This is a genomic window from Pantoea sp. Fr-CA_6, from assembly GCF_024520895.1.
In the GTDB taxonomy this organism is placed as follows: Bacteria; Pseudomonadota; Gammaproteobacteria; order Enterobacterales; family Enterobacteriaceae; genus Pantoea; species Pantoea agglomerans.
This window is the reverse complement of record NZ_JALNPO010000004.1, coordinates 362,608-376,157: the sequence shown is the minus strand read 5'-3', so window position 1 is coordinate 376,157 and position 13,550 is coordinate 362,608. Positions and strand designations below refer to the sequence as shown.

General features: G+C 56.3%; 15 protein-coding genes. 6 read left to right on the top strand and 9 right to left on the bottom strand.

All coding sequences use genetic code 11. The features are described from left to right. Positions 1 to 5: 5 nt before the first annotated feature. The 5 genes from ruvA to aspS form a co-directional block, all read right to left on the bottom strand. Positions 6 to 620 carry a Holliday junction branch migration protein RuvA gene (ruvA, locus tag NR201_RS10320; RefSeq protein WP_010670803.1) on the bottom strand — a complete coding sequence of 205 codons (615 nt, stop codon included), beginning with the start codon at positions 618 to 620 and terminating at the stop codon, positions 6 to 8. A 96-nt stretch (positions 621 to 716) separates the two neighbouring features. Continuing rightward, positions 717 to 1,244, bottom strand: coding sequence for a crossover junction endodeoxyribonuclease RuvC (ruvC, locus tag NR201_RS10315; RefSeq protein WP_003849205.1), 528 nt, complete (start codon positions 1,242 to 1,244; stop codon positions 717 to 719). Between the two features lie 37 nt (positions 1,245 to 1,281). Further along, entirely contained in the window at positions 1,282 to 2,025 is a 744-nt protein-coding gene (locus NR201_RS10310; protein ID WP_010258633.1) for a YebC/PmpR family DNA-binding transcriptional regulator, read from the bottom strand. A 284-nt stretch (positions 2,026 to 2,309) separates the two neighbouring features. Continuing rightward, positions 2,310 to 2,741, bottom strand: a complete 432-nt coding sequence (nudB, locus tag NR201_RS10305) for a dihydroneopterin triphosphate diphosphatase (protein ID WP_033769243.1) — start codon at positions 2,739 to 2,741, stop codon at positions 2,310 to 2,312. After that, a complete protein-coding gene (aspS, locus tag NR201_RS10300; protein WP_256849735.1) occupies positions 2,741 to 4,519 on the bottom strand; it encodes an aspartate--tRNA ligase in 1,779 nt (592 codons plus the stop codon). Before aspS ends, nudB begins: the two co-directional genes overlap by 1 nt. Before the next feature lie 211 nt (positions 4,520 to 4,730). Between aspS and NR201_RS10295 the strand changes: the two genes are divergently transcribed. The 4 genes from NR201_RS10295 to cmoB all read left to right on the top strand — a co-directional run bounded on the left by NR201_RS10295 (position 4,731) and on the right by cmoB (position 7,792). Then, positions 4,731 to 5,552: a DUF72 domain-containing protein gene (locus tag NR201_RS10295; RefSeq protein WP_061703863.1), complete on the top strand. Its 822-nt coding sequence runs from the start codon at positions 4,731 to 4,733 to the stop codon at positions 5,550 to 5,552. Positions 5,553 to 5,621: 69 nt separating this feature from the next. After that, a complete protein-coding gene (locus NR201_RS10290; RefSeq protein WP_010258617.1) occupies positions 5,622 to 6,017 on the top strand; it encodes an MAPEG family protein in 396 nt (131 codons plus the stop codon). Positions 6,018 to 6,098: 81 nt separating this feature from the next. Then, positions 6,099 to 6,827: a carboxy-S-adenosyl-L-methionine synthase CmoA gene (gene cmoA / locus NR201_RS10285; RefSeq protein WP_010258614.1), complete on the top strand. Its 729-nt coding sequence runs from the start codon at positions 6,099 to 6,101 to the stop codon at positions 6,825 to 6,827. Further along, positions 6,824 to 7,792 carry a tRNA 5-methoxyuridine(34)/uridine 5-oxyacetic acid(34) synthase CmoB gene (gene cmoB, locus NR201_RS10280; protein WP_010258611.1) on the top strand — a complete coding sequence of 323 codons (969 nt, stop codon included), beginning with the start codon at positions 6,824 to 6,826 and terminating at the stop codon, positions 7,790 to 7,792. Before cmoA ends, cmoB begins: the two co-directional genes overlap by 4 nt. Before the next feature lie 4 nt (positions 7,793 to 7,796). Here cmoB and NR201_RS10275 read toward each other — a convergent pair whose 3' ends face one another. After that, a complete protein-coding gene (locus NR201_RS10275; RefSeq protein ID WP_033757930.1) occupies positions 7,797 to 8,417 on the bottom strand; it encodes a LysE family translocator in 621 nt (206 codons plus the stop codon). Positions 8,418 to 8,571: 154 nt separating this feature from the next. Between NR201_RS10275 and NR201_RS10270 the strand changes: the two genes are divergently transcribed. Continuing rightward, positions 8,572 to 9,669, top strand: a complete 1,098-nt coding sequence (locus NR201_RS10270) for a glycerol dehydrogenase (RefSeq protein WP_256849734.1) — start codon at positions 8,572 to 8,574, stop codon at positions 9,667 to 9,669. A gap of 30 nt (positions 9,670 to 9,699) precedes the next feature. Here the strand turns inward: NR201_RS10270 and NR201_RS10265 are convergent, their stop codons facing one another. Both NR201_RS10265 and cutC read right to left on the bottom strand, forming a co-directional pair. Next, positions 9,700 to 10,548 (bottom strand): hypothetical protein, encoded by an 849-nt coding sequence (locus NR201_RS10265; protein ID WP_256849733.1) that lies wholly within the window; start codon positions 10,546 to 10,548, stop codon positions 9,700 to 9,702. A 421-nt stretch (positions 10,549 to 10,969) separates the two neighbouring features. Next, complete coding sequence (gene cutC / locus NR201_RS10260) at positions 10,970 to 11,722, bottom strand: copper homeostasis protein CutC (protein WP_010258601.1); 753 nt, start codon at positions 11,720 to 11,722, stop codon at positions 10,970 to 10,972. Positions 11,723 to 11,807: 85 nt separating this feature from the next. Here cutC and NR201_RS10255 point away from each other — a divergent pair, with 85 nt between their 5' ends. Beyond that, positions 11,808 to 12,953, top strand: a complete 1,146-nt coding sequence (locus NR201_RS10255; protein WP_050679615.1) for a MalY/PatB family protein — start codon at positions 11,808 to 11,810, stop codon at positions 12,951 to 12,953. On the opposite strand, the gene NR201_RS10250 is transcribed toward NR201_RS10255, so the two are convergent. Further along, the gene (locus NR201_RS10250; protein ID WP_306281319.1) at positions 12,950 to 13,540 is read right to left on the bottom strand and encodes a VOC family protein; all 591 of its coding nucleotides are present in this window, start codon (positions 13,538 to 13,540) and stop codon (positions 12,950 to 12,952) included. The genes NR201_RS10255 and NR201_RS10250 overlap by 4 nt on opposite strands. Positions 13,541 to 13,550: the final 10 nt, after the last annotated feature.

Sequence of the window (13,550 nt, the reverse complement as noted above, 5' to 3'; positions counted from 1 at the left end):
TTACCTCAAATGGCGGCGCGTAGCGCTTCGCGGATCAGGGTTTCGCAATCCGCATCCGGTCGACCGACTTTACTGATCATACGGCTCGCTTCCTGCGGTTTATAACCCAGTGATACCAGCGCGGCAACCGCTTCGGCTTCCGCATCATTGGTTTCCGGCTCGGCGCTCGGCGTGGTCAGCGTAAAGGCAGAATCGCCGCCAAACAGGTCGCCGTGCATTCCTTTGAAGCGGTCCTTCATTTCGACCACCAGACGCTCAGCCGTCTTTTTGCCCACGCCTGGCAGTTTCACCAGTGACGCGATCTCCTCTTTCTCAACAGCGGTCACAAACTGCTGCGCCGACATGCCGGAGAGGATCGCCAGCGCCAGCTTGGGTCCGACGCCATTCACTTTAATCAGTTCGCGAAACAGCGCGCGCTCCTGCTTGCTGTTAAAACCAAACAGCAGCTGCGCATCTTCACGCACCACAAAGTGGGTAAAAATCACCGCTTCGTGCTGAAGTTCAGGCAACTCATAAAAACAGGTCATGGGCATATAAATTTCATAGCCGACGCCGTGTGCCTCAAGCAGTACCAGTGGCGGCTGCTTTTCCAGAATATTGCCCCGTAAACGACCTATCACCTGAACGCTTCCTTAACTAACGAATGTGGCGGATTTTATAACATAAAAAAGGCTGGATGAATATCCAGCCTGTGAGTGCGACCTGAGCGATGACGGCTAACCTGAGCGTAACCGTCCGCGCGTCAGCACCAGCTTGCTGTCACTCATGCGAGCCGCATTCTGAGCCACATGACAGTGCGTAATGGCAATCGCCAGCGCATCGGCGGCATCCGCCTGCGGGTTCGCCGGTAGCTTCAGCAGGGTTCGCACCATGTGCTGCACCTGACTTTTCTCGGCGCTGCCGATGCCAACCACGGTCTGTTTTACCTGACGGGCGGCATACTCAAACACCGGCAGATCGTGGTTTACCGCGGCAACAATCGCGGCACCACGCGCCTGGCCGAGCTTCAGTGCGGAGTCTGCATTCTTCGCCATAAACACCTGTTCAATGGCGAAGAAGTCGGGTGAAAACTGCGTAATGATTTCACAGACGCCCGCATAAATCAGCTTCAGACGGGCGGGCAACTCGGTGGTATTAGTGCGGATACAGCCGCTGCCCAGATAAGTGAGCTGGCGGCCAGTCTGACGAATAACACCATAACCGGTGATGCGTGAGCCGGGATCGATACCCAGGATAATCGACATTACGCCTCTTTGGTTAAAGTGATTACGGTAGACGCCATTACAGCGTTTCCGCTACCTCGTCGGAGATTTCACCGTTGTGATAGACCTCCTGCACATCGTCGCAATCTTCCAGCATGTCGATCAGACGCAGCAGTTTAGGTGCGGTTTCCGCATCCATCTCTGCTTTGGTGGTCGGGATCATTGCCACTTCTGCAGTGTCCGCTTTCAGGCCGAGCGCTTCCAGTGCATCACGCACCGTGCCCATCTCTTCCCATGCGGTGAAGACATCAATCGCGCCGTCGTCATAGCTGACCACATCTTCTGCGCCCGCTTCCAGAGCCGCTTCCATCACCGCATCTTCATCCTGACCCGGCGCATAGGAGATCACGCCTTTTTTGTTGAACAGGTAAGCCACGGAGCCGTCGGTGCCCAGATTCCCGCCGGTTTTGGTGAAGGCGTGACGCACTTCGCCCACGGTACGGTTACGGTTGTCACTCAGGCATTCAATCATGATGGCCGAGCCGCCAGGACCGTAGCCTTCATAGATGATGGTTTCCATGTTGGCATTGTCATCGCCGCCTACACCGCGCGCAATAGCGCGATCCATGGTGTCACGCGTCATATTGTTCGCCAGCGCTTTATCCATCGCTGCACGCAGGCGCGGGTTTGAGCCCGGATCGCCGCCGCCCAGCTTGGCCGCTGTCACCAGTTCACGAATGATTTTGGTGAAGATTTTGCCGCGCTTGGCATCCTGCGCCGCCTTACGGTGTTTGGTATTTGCCCACTTACTGTGTCCTGCCATTTTAAATTTTCTCCGATCTTTTACAGGGTGCAGGCTATCCTGCTTGCGAGCCTGTTTACCGTCCGTACGCATACAGGTGACTGACAACCTGAATGCCCCGAGGGCGAGCGTCGCGAAGCATCCTCACGTACAAGCGTACGCTGACGACGTCGCGCGGGCGGTGAACAACCTCACGGTGCCGATTACGCCTGACTGTTCAATATGTTGGTGAAGTCCTGTTAAAACTCACCAGATTCATAAAATTTAATCTATCCGCCGCCGGAATACCGGGCGATGGCGAGCATTCAGATAAATTCTTCAATTGCCTGGCGGTTACTCCATGATCGGGTTAATGCTGCAGCGTCAGCGGGTGCCATCCAGCGAAACGCCAGATGCTCGGTGAGCATCACATCGCGCTCCGTCGGCAGTTGCAGGCGAAACCAGTGCTCGTGATTATGGGTGACATCAGGGGCGTAGCGATGGCGGAAATGGGGAAAGATTTCAAAGTCGATCTGACGCTGACAATCCTCCACCTCCAGCCGCTCGGCCAGCACGTCGATGCCGATTTCCTCATTCACTTCACGACACGCGGTCGCCAGCGGTGACTCTCCCGCCTCCAGGCTGCCGGTGACCGACTGCCAGAACGTGGGATCGTCACGCCGCTGCAGCATCAACACCCGGCCAGTATCGCGCGCCGAAATGACGACCAGCACTGAAACCGGGTGTTTATAGCCCATTATTTATTCTCAGGCTTTTCTTTTTTAACGACCTGAATGCCGAGCTCCAGCAGGGAAGCCGGATTGGCTGCGCTTGGCGCTTCGGTCATCATGCAGGCGGCCGCCGTGGTTTTCGGGAACGCAATGACGTCACGAATGTTATCGGTGCCGGTCAGCAGCATGGTCAGGCGATCCAGACCAAAGGCCAGGCCCGCATGCGGTGGCGTACCGAACTTCAGCGCATCCAGCAGGAAGCCAAACTTCTCACGCTGCTCATGCTCTTCGATACCCAGAATGCTGAACACCGTCTGCTGCATTTTGCCGTTGTGGATACGCACTGAACCGCCGCCCACTTCATAACCGTTGATCACCATGTCGTAGGCATTCGCCACGGCACGGGTTGGATCGGCGGCCAGCTCTTCTGCGCTCATCTCTTTTGGCGCCGTGAACGGATGGTGCATCGCAGCCAGACCGCCCTCCTCGTCCTCTTCGAACATCGGGAAGTCGATTACCCACAGCGGTGCCCAGGCTTTCTCATCAGTGATGTTCAGCTCGCGGCCCACTTTCAGACGCAGCGCACCCAGTGCATCCGCGACCACTTTGGCGCGATCGGCACCAAAGAAGATAATGTCGCCATCCTGAGCGCCGGTGCGGCTCAGAATGCCTTCTACAATCTCCGCATTCAGGAATTTGGCAACCGGGCTCTGCACGCCTTCCAGGCCGTCAGCACGGACGTTAACCTTCATCCACGCCAGACCTTTGGCGCCGTAAATCTCCACGAACTTGCCATATTCATCAATCTGCTTACGGCTCAGCTGTGCGCCGGTCGGTACGCGCAGCGCGGCAACACGGCCCTTTTCATCGTTAGCCGGGCCAGAGAAGACCTGGAACTCCACGTTTTTCAGCAGGTTGCCGACGTCCACCAGCTCCATCGGGTTACGCAGATCCGGTTTATCTGAACCGTAGCGATGCATTGCTTCCGCAAAGGTCATTTGCGGGAACTCACCGAGATCAACGCCCTGCACGTCCTGCCACAGATTGCGGATTAAACGCTCCATGATTTCACGCACCTGTGGCGCGGTCATAAAGGAGGTTTCCACGTCGATCTGGGTAAATTCTGGCTGACGATCGGCGCGTAAATCTTCGTCGCGGAAGCATTTAACGATCTGATAGTAGCGGTCAAAACCGGACATCATCAGCAGCTGTTTAAACAGCTGAGGTGACTGCGGCAGCGCATAGAATTTGCCTTTATGTACCCGGCTTGGCACCAGATAGTCACGCGCGCCTTCCGGCGTCGCTTTGGTCAGCATCGGGGTTTCGATATCCAGGAAACCTGCGTCATCCATAAAGCGACGAACGAAGCTGGTGATTTTTGCGCGGGTTTTCAGACGCGTCACCATCTCAGGGCGGCGCAGATCCAGATAGCGGTACTTCAGGCGCGCTTCTTCGCTGTTGGTCTGATTCGAGTCCAGCGGCAGTGGCTCAGAGCGGTTAATAATAGTCAGTGCCTGGGCAAACACTTCCACTTCACCGGTCGCCATGTCGCTGTTTTTGTTCTTCTCATCACGCGCACGCACGGTACCGGTGATCTGGATACAGAATTCGTTACGCAGTTCAGAAGCCAGCTTAAATGCGTCCTGGCGATCGGGATCAAAAAACACCTGCACGATGCCTTCACGGTCGCGCATATCAATAAAAATCAAACTGCCCAGATCGCGACGGCGGTTTACCCAGCCGCAAAGCGTGACTTGCTGACCCACATGAGACAGATTGAGCTGTCCGCAATATTCTGTACGCATAACACTATCCTTTTAACTTCGCCGCTGCATCTGACAGCATCCGGCCGCGTTACCTGTTGCGATGCTGTCGCAAAAATGGCGGTCATTATAATGGAAAAAGCCAGACAGGATAAGCAGATCCGCGCCAAAGCGCCGATTTCCTCTGTGCATTTGCCCCCCAGCCTGACCATAGCGGATAATGGGGTATCTTAATCTGCAGCCAGGAGCGCGCGTGACACTTCGTATTGGCCTGCCCCAGTGGCAGCATTCACACTGGAAACGCTGGGGCATCGAAAGCCTGGCGGACTATGCCCGCTATTTCCATTGTGTAGAGGGAAATACCACGCTCTATGCGCTGCCGAATCCGGAAACGGTGATGCGCTGGCGCGATATGACGCACGATGCGTTTCGCTTCTGCTTTAAGTTTCCCAATACCATCAGCCATCAGGCGGCGCTGCAGCACAGCGACGACCTGCTGACCGATTTCCTGCGCCTGATGGAGCCGCTGGCCGATCGCATCGGTCAGTACTGGCTGCAACTGCCTGCCAGCTTCTCTCCGACGCAGCTCGACGACCTGTGGCGCTTTCTCGACAGCCTGCCGCGCCGTTTTCACTATGGCGTCGAAGTCCGCCATCCTGCTTTCTTCGCTAAAGGGGATGCTGAACGGGCGCTGAATCGCGGCCTGCTGGCGCGCGGCATCAATCGCGTGATGCTCGACAGCCGTCCGGTTCACGCCTCTACCTCGCAAAGTCCGGCCGCGCTGGTGGCCCGCGCGCAAAAACCCCGGGTGCCGCCTCATGCATTGCGAACCGGCTCGCAGCCGATGGTGCGGTTTATCGGCAGCGACAGTGTGGAAGAGAGCGTGCCGCTGTTTCAGATCTGGCGTGACAAACTGACAGATTGGCAGCAACAGGGCGACGCCATGCTGTTTCTGCACACGCCCGATATGGGTCAGGTCTTTCCGCTGGTGCAGGCGCTCTGGCCGCAGCTACAACAGATCGATCCCGGCATAGGTAGCGGACCGGACTGGCCGCAGCAGACGTCACTGTTTTGATTCCTGCCCAGGACAGCGGGCTGCACGCCCGTTAGAATAGAAGCATTATGGACAGTCGCAGGGGTGGCAATGGTTAGCGCGTTATATGTGGTGATGGGTGCATTACTGGTGATGAAATTCACGCTGGACGTGGTCCGCTATCGCCGATTCTACCGTGTGGCGTATGGCGATGGCGGCTACCATGACCTGAAAATGGCGATTCGCATTCACGGCAACGCCATCGAAACCATTCCGCTGGCGCTGTTTCTGCTGGTAATGATGGAGATGAACGGTGCCGATATCTGGATGGTGCATCTCACGGGTCTGCTGTTCTTTATCAGTCGCCTGCTGCACGCCTGGGGTTTGCGCAGCAGCGCAATGGCAGGCCGCAAATATGGCATGCTGCTGACGCTGTTTTCCCTGTGCGGCATGGTGATTTTTAACCTGATCTATATGCCATGGGAACTGGTGCTGACGCTGCATTAAGCTGGCCTGGGTTAAGGGGTGCAGCCCGCCCCACTTTCTGCGAGAATAGCGCCCTTTCCGTCGTCTCTTCGGATTTTCGATATGTCTGACCGCGATCAACTCTTCTCAGCGCCCATTGCAAAACTGGGCGACTGGACTTTTGACGAGCGTGTAGCTGAAGTCTTTCCTGACATGATTCAGCGCTCGGTGCCGGGCTACTCCAACATCATTTCGATGATTGGCATGCTGGCAGAACGTTTTGTTACCCCGGACAGCAAGGTTTATGACCTGGGCTGCTCGCTGGGCGCGGCCACCCTGTCGGTGCGCCGCAATATTCAGGTGCCGGGTTGCCAGATCATCGCAGTGGATAACTCCCCGGCGATGGTGGAGCGCTGTCGTCGCCATCTTGATGCGTTTCGCGCGGACACACCGGTAACGGTGCTGGAAGCGGATATCCGCGACATTGAGATTGAGAACGCCTCTCTGGTGGTACTCAACTTTACACTGCAGTTTCTGGAACCGCCTGCGCGTCTGGCGCTGCTGGAAAAGATCTGGCAGGGACTGAAACCGGGCGGCGCGCTGGTGCTATCAGAAAAATTCAGTTTTGAAGATGCCGAAGTCGGTGAGCTGCTGTTTAACATGCATCACGACTTCAAGCGCGCCAACGGCTACAGCGAACTGGAAATCAGCCAGAAACGCAGCATGCTGGAAAATGTGATGCTGACTGACAGCGTTGAAGCTCATAAAGCCCGTCTGAAACAGGCCGGCTTCTCGCACGCCGAACTCTGGTTCCAGTGCTTTAATTTTGGATCTCTGGTGGCGTTGAAATGATCGACTTTGGCCGTTTTTATCAGCAAATTGCGGTGGGACCGCTGGCGAAGTGGCTGGAAGTGTTACCGGCGCAAATCAGCGAGTGGCAGCGTGAAAACCTGCATGGGCACTTCCGCGACTGGTACAAGTCGCTGGAGTATCTGCCGCTGCTGGAGCCTCAAAAACTTGACCTGTTGCACAGCGTTACTGCCGACCGCGATGACATCAGCGATCGCCATCGTCAGGGTATTGAGAAATTACTGCGCAACCTGATGCCGTGGCGCAAGGGGCCCTATTTCCTTTATGGCACCCACATCAACACCGAATGGCGTTCGGACTGGAAGTGGGAGCGCGTGCTACCGCACATCTCTCCACTGGCCGGCCGCACAGTGCTCGATGTGGGCTGCGGCAGTGGCTATCACATGTGGCGGATGATTGGCGCGGGTGCCCATCTGGTGGTTGGCATCGATCCAATGCAGCTGTTCCTGGTGCAGTTCGAAGCGGTGCGTAAGCTGCTTAACGACGATCGCCGGGCGCATATGCTGCCGCTGGGCATTGAGCAGTTACCGGTGTTGCAGGCGTTCGATACCGTGTTCTCGATGGGCGTGCTCTATCACCGCCGTTCGCCGCTCGATCACCTGTTACAGCTTAAGAATCAGCTGGTCAGCGGTGGCGAACTGGTGCTGGAGACGCTGGTGATTGAGGGCGATGTGAATCAGGTGCTGGTGCCCGGTGAGCGATATGCGCAGATGCGCAATGTCTTCTTTATTCCGTCAGCTGAAGCGCTGAAAAGCTGGCTGGAAAAAAGCGGCTTTGTGGATGTCCGGATTGTCGATTTCGCCCTCACTACCACTGAAGAGCAACGCCGTACTGACTGGATGACCAGCGAGTCTCTGGCTGAATTCCTCGATCCCGATGACCCCAGCAAAACGGTCGAGGGCTATCCGGCGCCTCTGCGCGCCGTGCTGGTCGCCACCAAACCGTAATGCCCTAGCGGCGAGACAATGCCAGTTTCGCCGCAAATCCTATAAACACGCAGCCAGTCAGACGATCCATCACCTTCAGCACCCGCGGTTTGCGCAAATGACCGGCGAAATAGTGGCTGCCGCCAATCAGTACCGCATTCCAGATCAGCCCCAGCAGCATGTGTGCCAGCGCCATCAGACTACACCAGAGCGCCACCGACGCCCCCGCCGGGATAAACTGTGGCAAAAAACTCACATAGAAGATGCCCACTTTGGGGTTTAGCAGATTGCCAAGCAGCCCGCGGCTGAAACAGGCAAGATAGCCCTGTTGCAGCGCCGGTTGTTGCGAGTCGATTGCTGCCTGGCGGGGTTTCAGCAACAATTTCAGCCCCAGATAAAGTAACCAGGCGGCACCCAGCCACTTAAGCAGGTTATAGGCCATTTCGGAGGCCAGCAGCAGCGCGCCTAATCCGAATCCCACCGCGACACCCCAGACCAGACAGCCGAGCGTGATACCCAGTGCCGTCACGCTGGCGCGCTTTGCGCCCTGAGCGACTGCTGAGCGCAGTACCAGCGCGGTATCAAAGCCCGGCGTCAGCGTCAGTATGGTGATGGCAAACAGAAATGAAAACAGCGTGGTGGTCATGGCGTTCTCCCTGGAGGTAACAGCCGGTCAGCAGCGTATGGGTGTCCTGCCAGCGTAACAGGCCCGTCGAATTATCTCACCCTGGACACTCTCCCTGTTCGTCAGCGTGTGCCAGGCTAAGGGCGGTTTAACTTCATATTAAGGAGCTGTGATTATGAGTAAATTTATCTTCTCTTCACCCCGTAAATATGTGCAGGGCGCGGGCGTGCTGGATGAGCTGGGCCCCTACGTGGCCGAACTGGGTGATAACGCTTTCCTGGTTGCGGATGATGTCGTCTGGAAATTGATCGGCGAACGCGCCCAACAGGCGCTGCAAAAGGCGGACGTTACCTTCAACTGGCACCCGTTCAACGGCGAGGCGTCGAGCAATGAGATCACCCGCCTGAGCCAGCTGGCAAAAAGTCAGGGCTGTAATGTGGTTGTCGGGCTGGGCGGCGGCAAAACGCTGGACACCGTTAAAGCGGTGGCGGATGAGCTGAAGCAGCCGGTAGCCATCGTGCCTACGATCGCCTCCACCGATGCCCCCTGTAGCGCCCTGTCGGTCATCTATTCTGATAGCGGCGTATTTGAGAGCTATCGCTTCTACAGCAAAAATCCTGATTTGGTGCTGGTGGACACCGCAGTCTGCGCCAGTGCGCCAGCACGACTCTTTGCCTCCGGCATTGCTGATGGACTGGCGACCTGGGTTGAAGCGCAGGCGGTGGCGCGTTCGCATTCAAAATCAATGGTTAATGGTGATCCGACAATTGCCGGGCTGGCGATTGCCCGTGCCTGTGAAGAAACGCTGCTTACCTGGGGTTACAGCGCCTATGTTGCCGTCACCCAAAAACGAGTGACGCCCGCCGTGGAAGCGGTGGTTGAGGCGAATACGCTGCTATCAGGGTTGGGCTTTGAAAACGGAGGGCTGGCAGCTGCGCACGCTGTTCATAATGGTTTCACCGCGATTGATGGTGATATCCACCATCTGACTCATGGCGAGAAAGTCGCCTACGGCACACTGACGCAGATGGTGCTTGAGAAGCGTCCGGATGAGGACATTGCGCGCTATATCCGCTTCTATCGCTCGATCAACATGCCGACCACGCTCCGGGAGCTGCATCTGGAAAATGAGAGCTGGGAGAATCTGGTCAAAGTGGGTGCACTGGCGAACAGTGAGGGCGACACGCTGAAAAACCTTAATCCAAACCTTTCACCAGAAGATATTGCAAACGCACTGCTGGCGCTGGATGCCTTTAGTCAGACGGTTAAATAACCACCCGACAGGCGATCATCCGATCGCCTTTTACTCCGCCGCCGCTGGCTGGTCCCAGTACTCATATTTGTAGGCGGAACTGAGATGGCGCTCAATAGTGCCGCGCGTGAAGATTTCGGTCTCATGCAGATAGCTCAGGGTACAGTTACCCACCTGATCCCAGGACTGACACTCATCTACTGACCGGATGGTGCTCAGCGGTGTGGTCGCCGTGCCGTTGAGCCGCACTTCACGCCATTGGGGATCGTAGGTATAACTGTCGGTGCTGCGGGCCGATGTGGTGCGGGTCACCAGACCCTGCGGATTCCAGTGGTAATGATTTTCACCGTTGGTCAGGGGATCGCTGCCGCGTGCCACGCTCTTCTCCAGCCGGAACTGCCGATCATAGCGATAGGTGGTGTCGGTAAAGCCGCTTTTACCCATACTGGTAAACCTGTCGGAGGCGCTGGTAATGTTGCCATGCTGACCTTTCTGCCAGTTAATCGTCCCCTGTCGGTTATCGACCACCACCTCTTTGCCCTCTTTCAGCACTTTTACCAGATACGCATATTCCGCCACCCAGCCGCCCTGCACACGGGCAATGTGTTGCTCCATGCTGAGAATCACGTTGCGCTCACTTTTGTCATAGCTGACGTCGGCAACCGTCAGATCGCCACAGGCGTCGAACTGCCCCAGTACGCGCTTTTGCGAATTCACATCTTTACCAAACTCACCCGCAACCACCTGCTTTACCGCACCTTTCGCATTCCCGCCCAGCAAAATCAGGTTATTGCTGTTAGCCACAGCAGCGTTGTTCGGGCTGCATGCAGTGGCTGCAGCGCTGCCACTGCAGAGAGCAGTCAGGATCAGAGTCAGGACAGCAATCGGATTGGGTTTCATAGGATACTTTTCCAGGCGACGTTGCTTTCAGTGTAAACGCTGCGGTGATGAACAGCGGCAATCTGTGAAGATTTCAGCCTGCATCGCCTTTTAAGGTTTTAAGGACCGGAGAGGCAACACGGCATCAGCATAACGAATAAAGCGGGTGATTACGTTGCTGCCGGGCCTGAAAGTCCTGGATGACATGTAATGATTAATAAGGGGCAGGTGATTTTTATCGAGCCAGGCGAAAGAGTGATAATTTCGCTGCAGCCAGATTTAGATCCCTCTGACATCAATAACATGCCAGAGAAGCGCAAAACAATTTAACCGGGATGGAGTGTGTTTTACACAAAAAGAACCCCAGCAAGGATACTGGGGTTTGGTACTTGCAAACACCACGTCAATGATCGGCGTGCTGCGCGGCAAAATCTGTTGTGGTTCAGGCGACCCGAACGGTGCTCATCTGCATCACGCTTTTCATCGCCTCAACCACATCTCCGTCTACACAGTAGCGGCTGAACTCGTCAGTCTCGGCTTCTGAACACATGGAGACCCCCGCTTTGCGGTAGCGCATCGGCGACGCCACCAGGCGGCTGGCCGAGCTGTGAACTTCATCAATCCCCATGTCGAGAAACTTTTGCAGGTTGCTGAGACGTACCCCGGCACCCGCCATAATAATAGGACCGGTGCTGGCCTCATTTAGTTCCCTGAGTAATGCAATTCCGTTTTCAGCGCTCTGCTGCTGACCGGATGTCAGAATACGCGCCACTCCCAAATCCGTTAGTTCTTCCAGCGCACGCTTAGGGCTGTGACAGAGATCGAAGGCGCGATGAAAGGTTACGGCCAGGCCGTCACACAGCGCCATAATCTGCCGCATCTGACCATGATGAATGTGAGCATCTTCATCCAGCATCCCAATCACCAGACCAGGAAAACCAAGTTCACGGATTAACGCCACATCCGATTTCATCGCTTCAAATTCGCGTGCGGTGTAACAAAAATCGCCACCACGTGGCCGGACAATAGGATGAACCGGAATCGAAACTTCTTGCCTGGCGGCATTCAGCATCCCCGCTGATGGGGTCAGGCCGCCTTCACGCGGTGCGGCACAGAGTTCAACCCGATCGGCGCCCGCCTGTTGTGCGGTCACAGCGCAATCCACGCCATAGCAGCAAATTTCCAGTGTGGTCATTCTCTTCTCCTTTACATGACTCTGGTTCAAGGCAGATTCATCAGTTAGTCTGGCTGCTGGAATGAGTTTACCGGGAAAGTTAACTATGGCATTCAATTTCGACCAACGGATAGACCGTCGTCACAGCGATAGCCTTAAATGGAACAAATATGCGGACCAGGACATTCTGCCGTTGTGGGTGGCAGACACCGATTTCCGATCGCCTGACTGCGTCATCGATGCGATTAAAACCCGTGCCGAACATGGGATTTTTGGCTATGGCGACACGCCAGTTGAATTTATCGATAGTGCGATAGCCTGGCTCGCCTCGCGCTATCAGTGGCACGTTAATCCGGAATGGATTGTGGTTTTGCCGGGTGTCGTAAGCGGTCTGAATCTGGCAGTGCGCGCTTTCACCGCGCCTGATGAGCTGACGATTGCGCCAACACCCATCTATCCGCCGTTTCGCGGTGCAGCAAAACTGGCAGAGCGCGGTCAGATCACGCTGCCACTGACGCTGCAAGAGGGACGCTGGCTACTGGATCTGGCTGCGCCGCAAGGTCAGCTGGACGATAAAGCGCGGCTGTTAATGCTGTGCAACCCGCAGAATCCGGGCGGCACCGTCTATCGCCGCGAGGAACTGCAGGCGCAGCTGGAATTTGCGCAGAAGCACGATTTGATTGTCTGTTCCGACGAGATCCACAGCGATCTGCTGCTGGAACCCGGCGTTAAGCACCTACCCTTTGCTTCACTGAGCGAAGATGCAGCCCAGCGTAGCGTGACGCTGATGTCACCCTCAAAGTCCTTTAATATTGCCGGTCTGGGGGCTTCCATCGCCATCATCCCCAACGCCGGGCTGCGCGCGCGCTTTAACCGGGTACGACGCGGCATTGTGCCGGATGTTGATATTCTGGCACTCACGGCAGCAGCAGCGGCATGGCGCGAGGGTGAGCCCTGGCTGAATGCGCAGAATGCCTATCTGCGCAGTAACCGTGACTGGCTGGTGTCGCAGGTCAATAAGATGACCGGCCTGTCACTCGCCTCGCCGGAAGCGACCTACCTGGCCTGGATCGACGCCAGCGCGCTGGGTGTGGCCAGCCCGGCGCTCTATTTTGAAAAGCACGGGCTGGGCTTAACCGCCGGACGTGAGTTTGGCAATGACCAGTTTGTCCGGCTCAATTTCGGCTGTACCCGCGCGCTGCTCGACGAAGCTGTTGCGCGCCTGAAGCGTGCGTTAGCCGCCCGCCTTTAGTTCTGTTCGCTGGCGACAATCTCCTCCAGTCGCCACGGATGGAACTTGATTGTCGTCTGCCCATCCGTAACCGCCAGGGTCGGATTGGGCAGGCGCTCATTCTCGCCCTGCGGTGAACTGGTTTTAAATGAAATACCCGGCTGCGTCAGCGCCTCATCTGACAGCAAGGCCATCGCGCGCACGCCCAGCGTCTGATGATCGCCCCGTAACACCACCTCAATATGCTCCCAGCCTTCATGGCGATAACGCTTTTCACCCGGCCATGGCAGTTCAACCACATCAATCTGCCTGCCTGCGACAATCAGCGGGTCATGGAGTTTAAACAGGCAAATCTGTCTGCCGTTGATCATCGCCGCCGAAAACTGCGTGCCAATCTGCTGCAAACCTTGCTGCCAGCGCATCGCCGTCGTGTCCTGATGGCAACGCACCGCGATATGGTCCACTTCCAGATCGGTAAGACGCAAACCGAGCCGCTGCGCAAAACTTTGCAACGATTCTTCAAAACGTCCTAAATCTGTCTTTAAATCATCCAATTCTGCCGGAAAAGATCTCTTCACTACCCCAGTTCCTCTCAATTTGTTTAGCATTTATAACCCG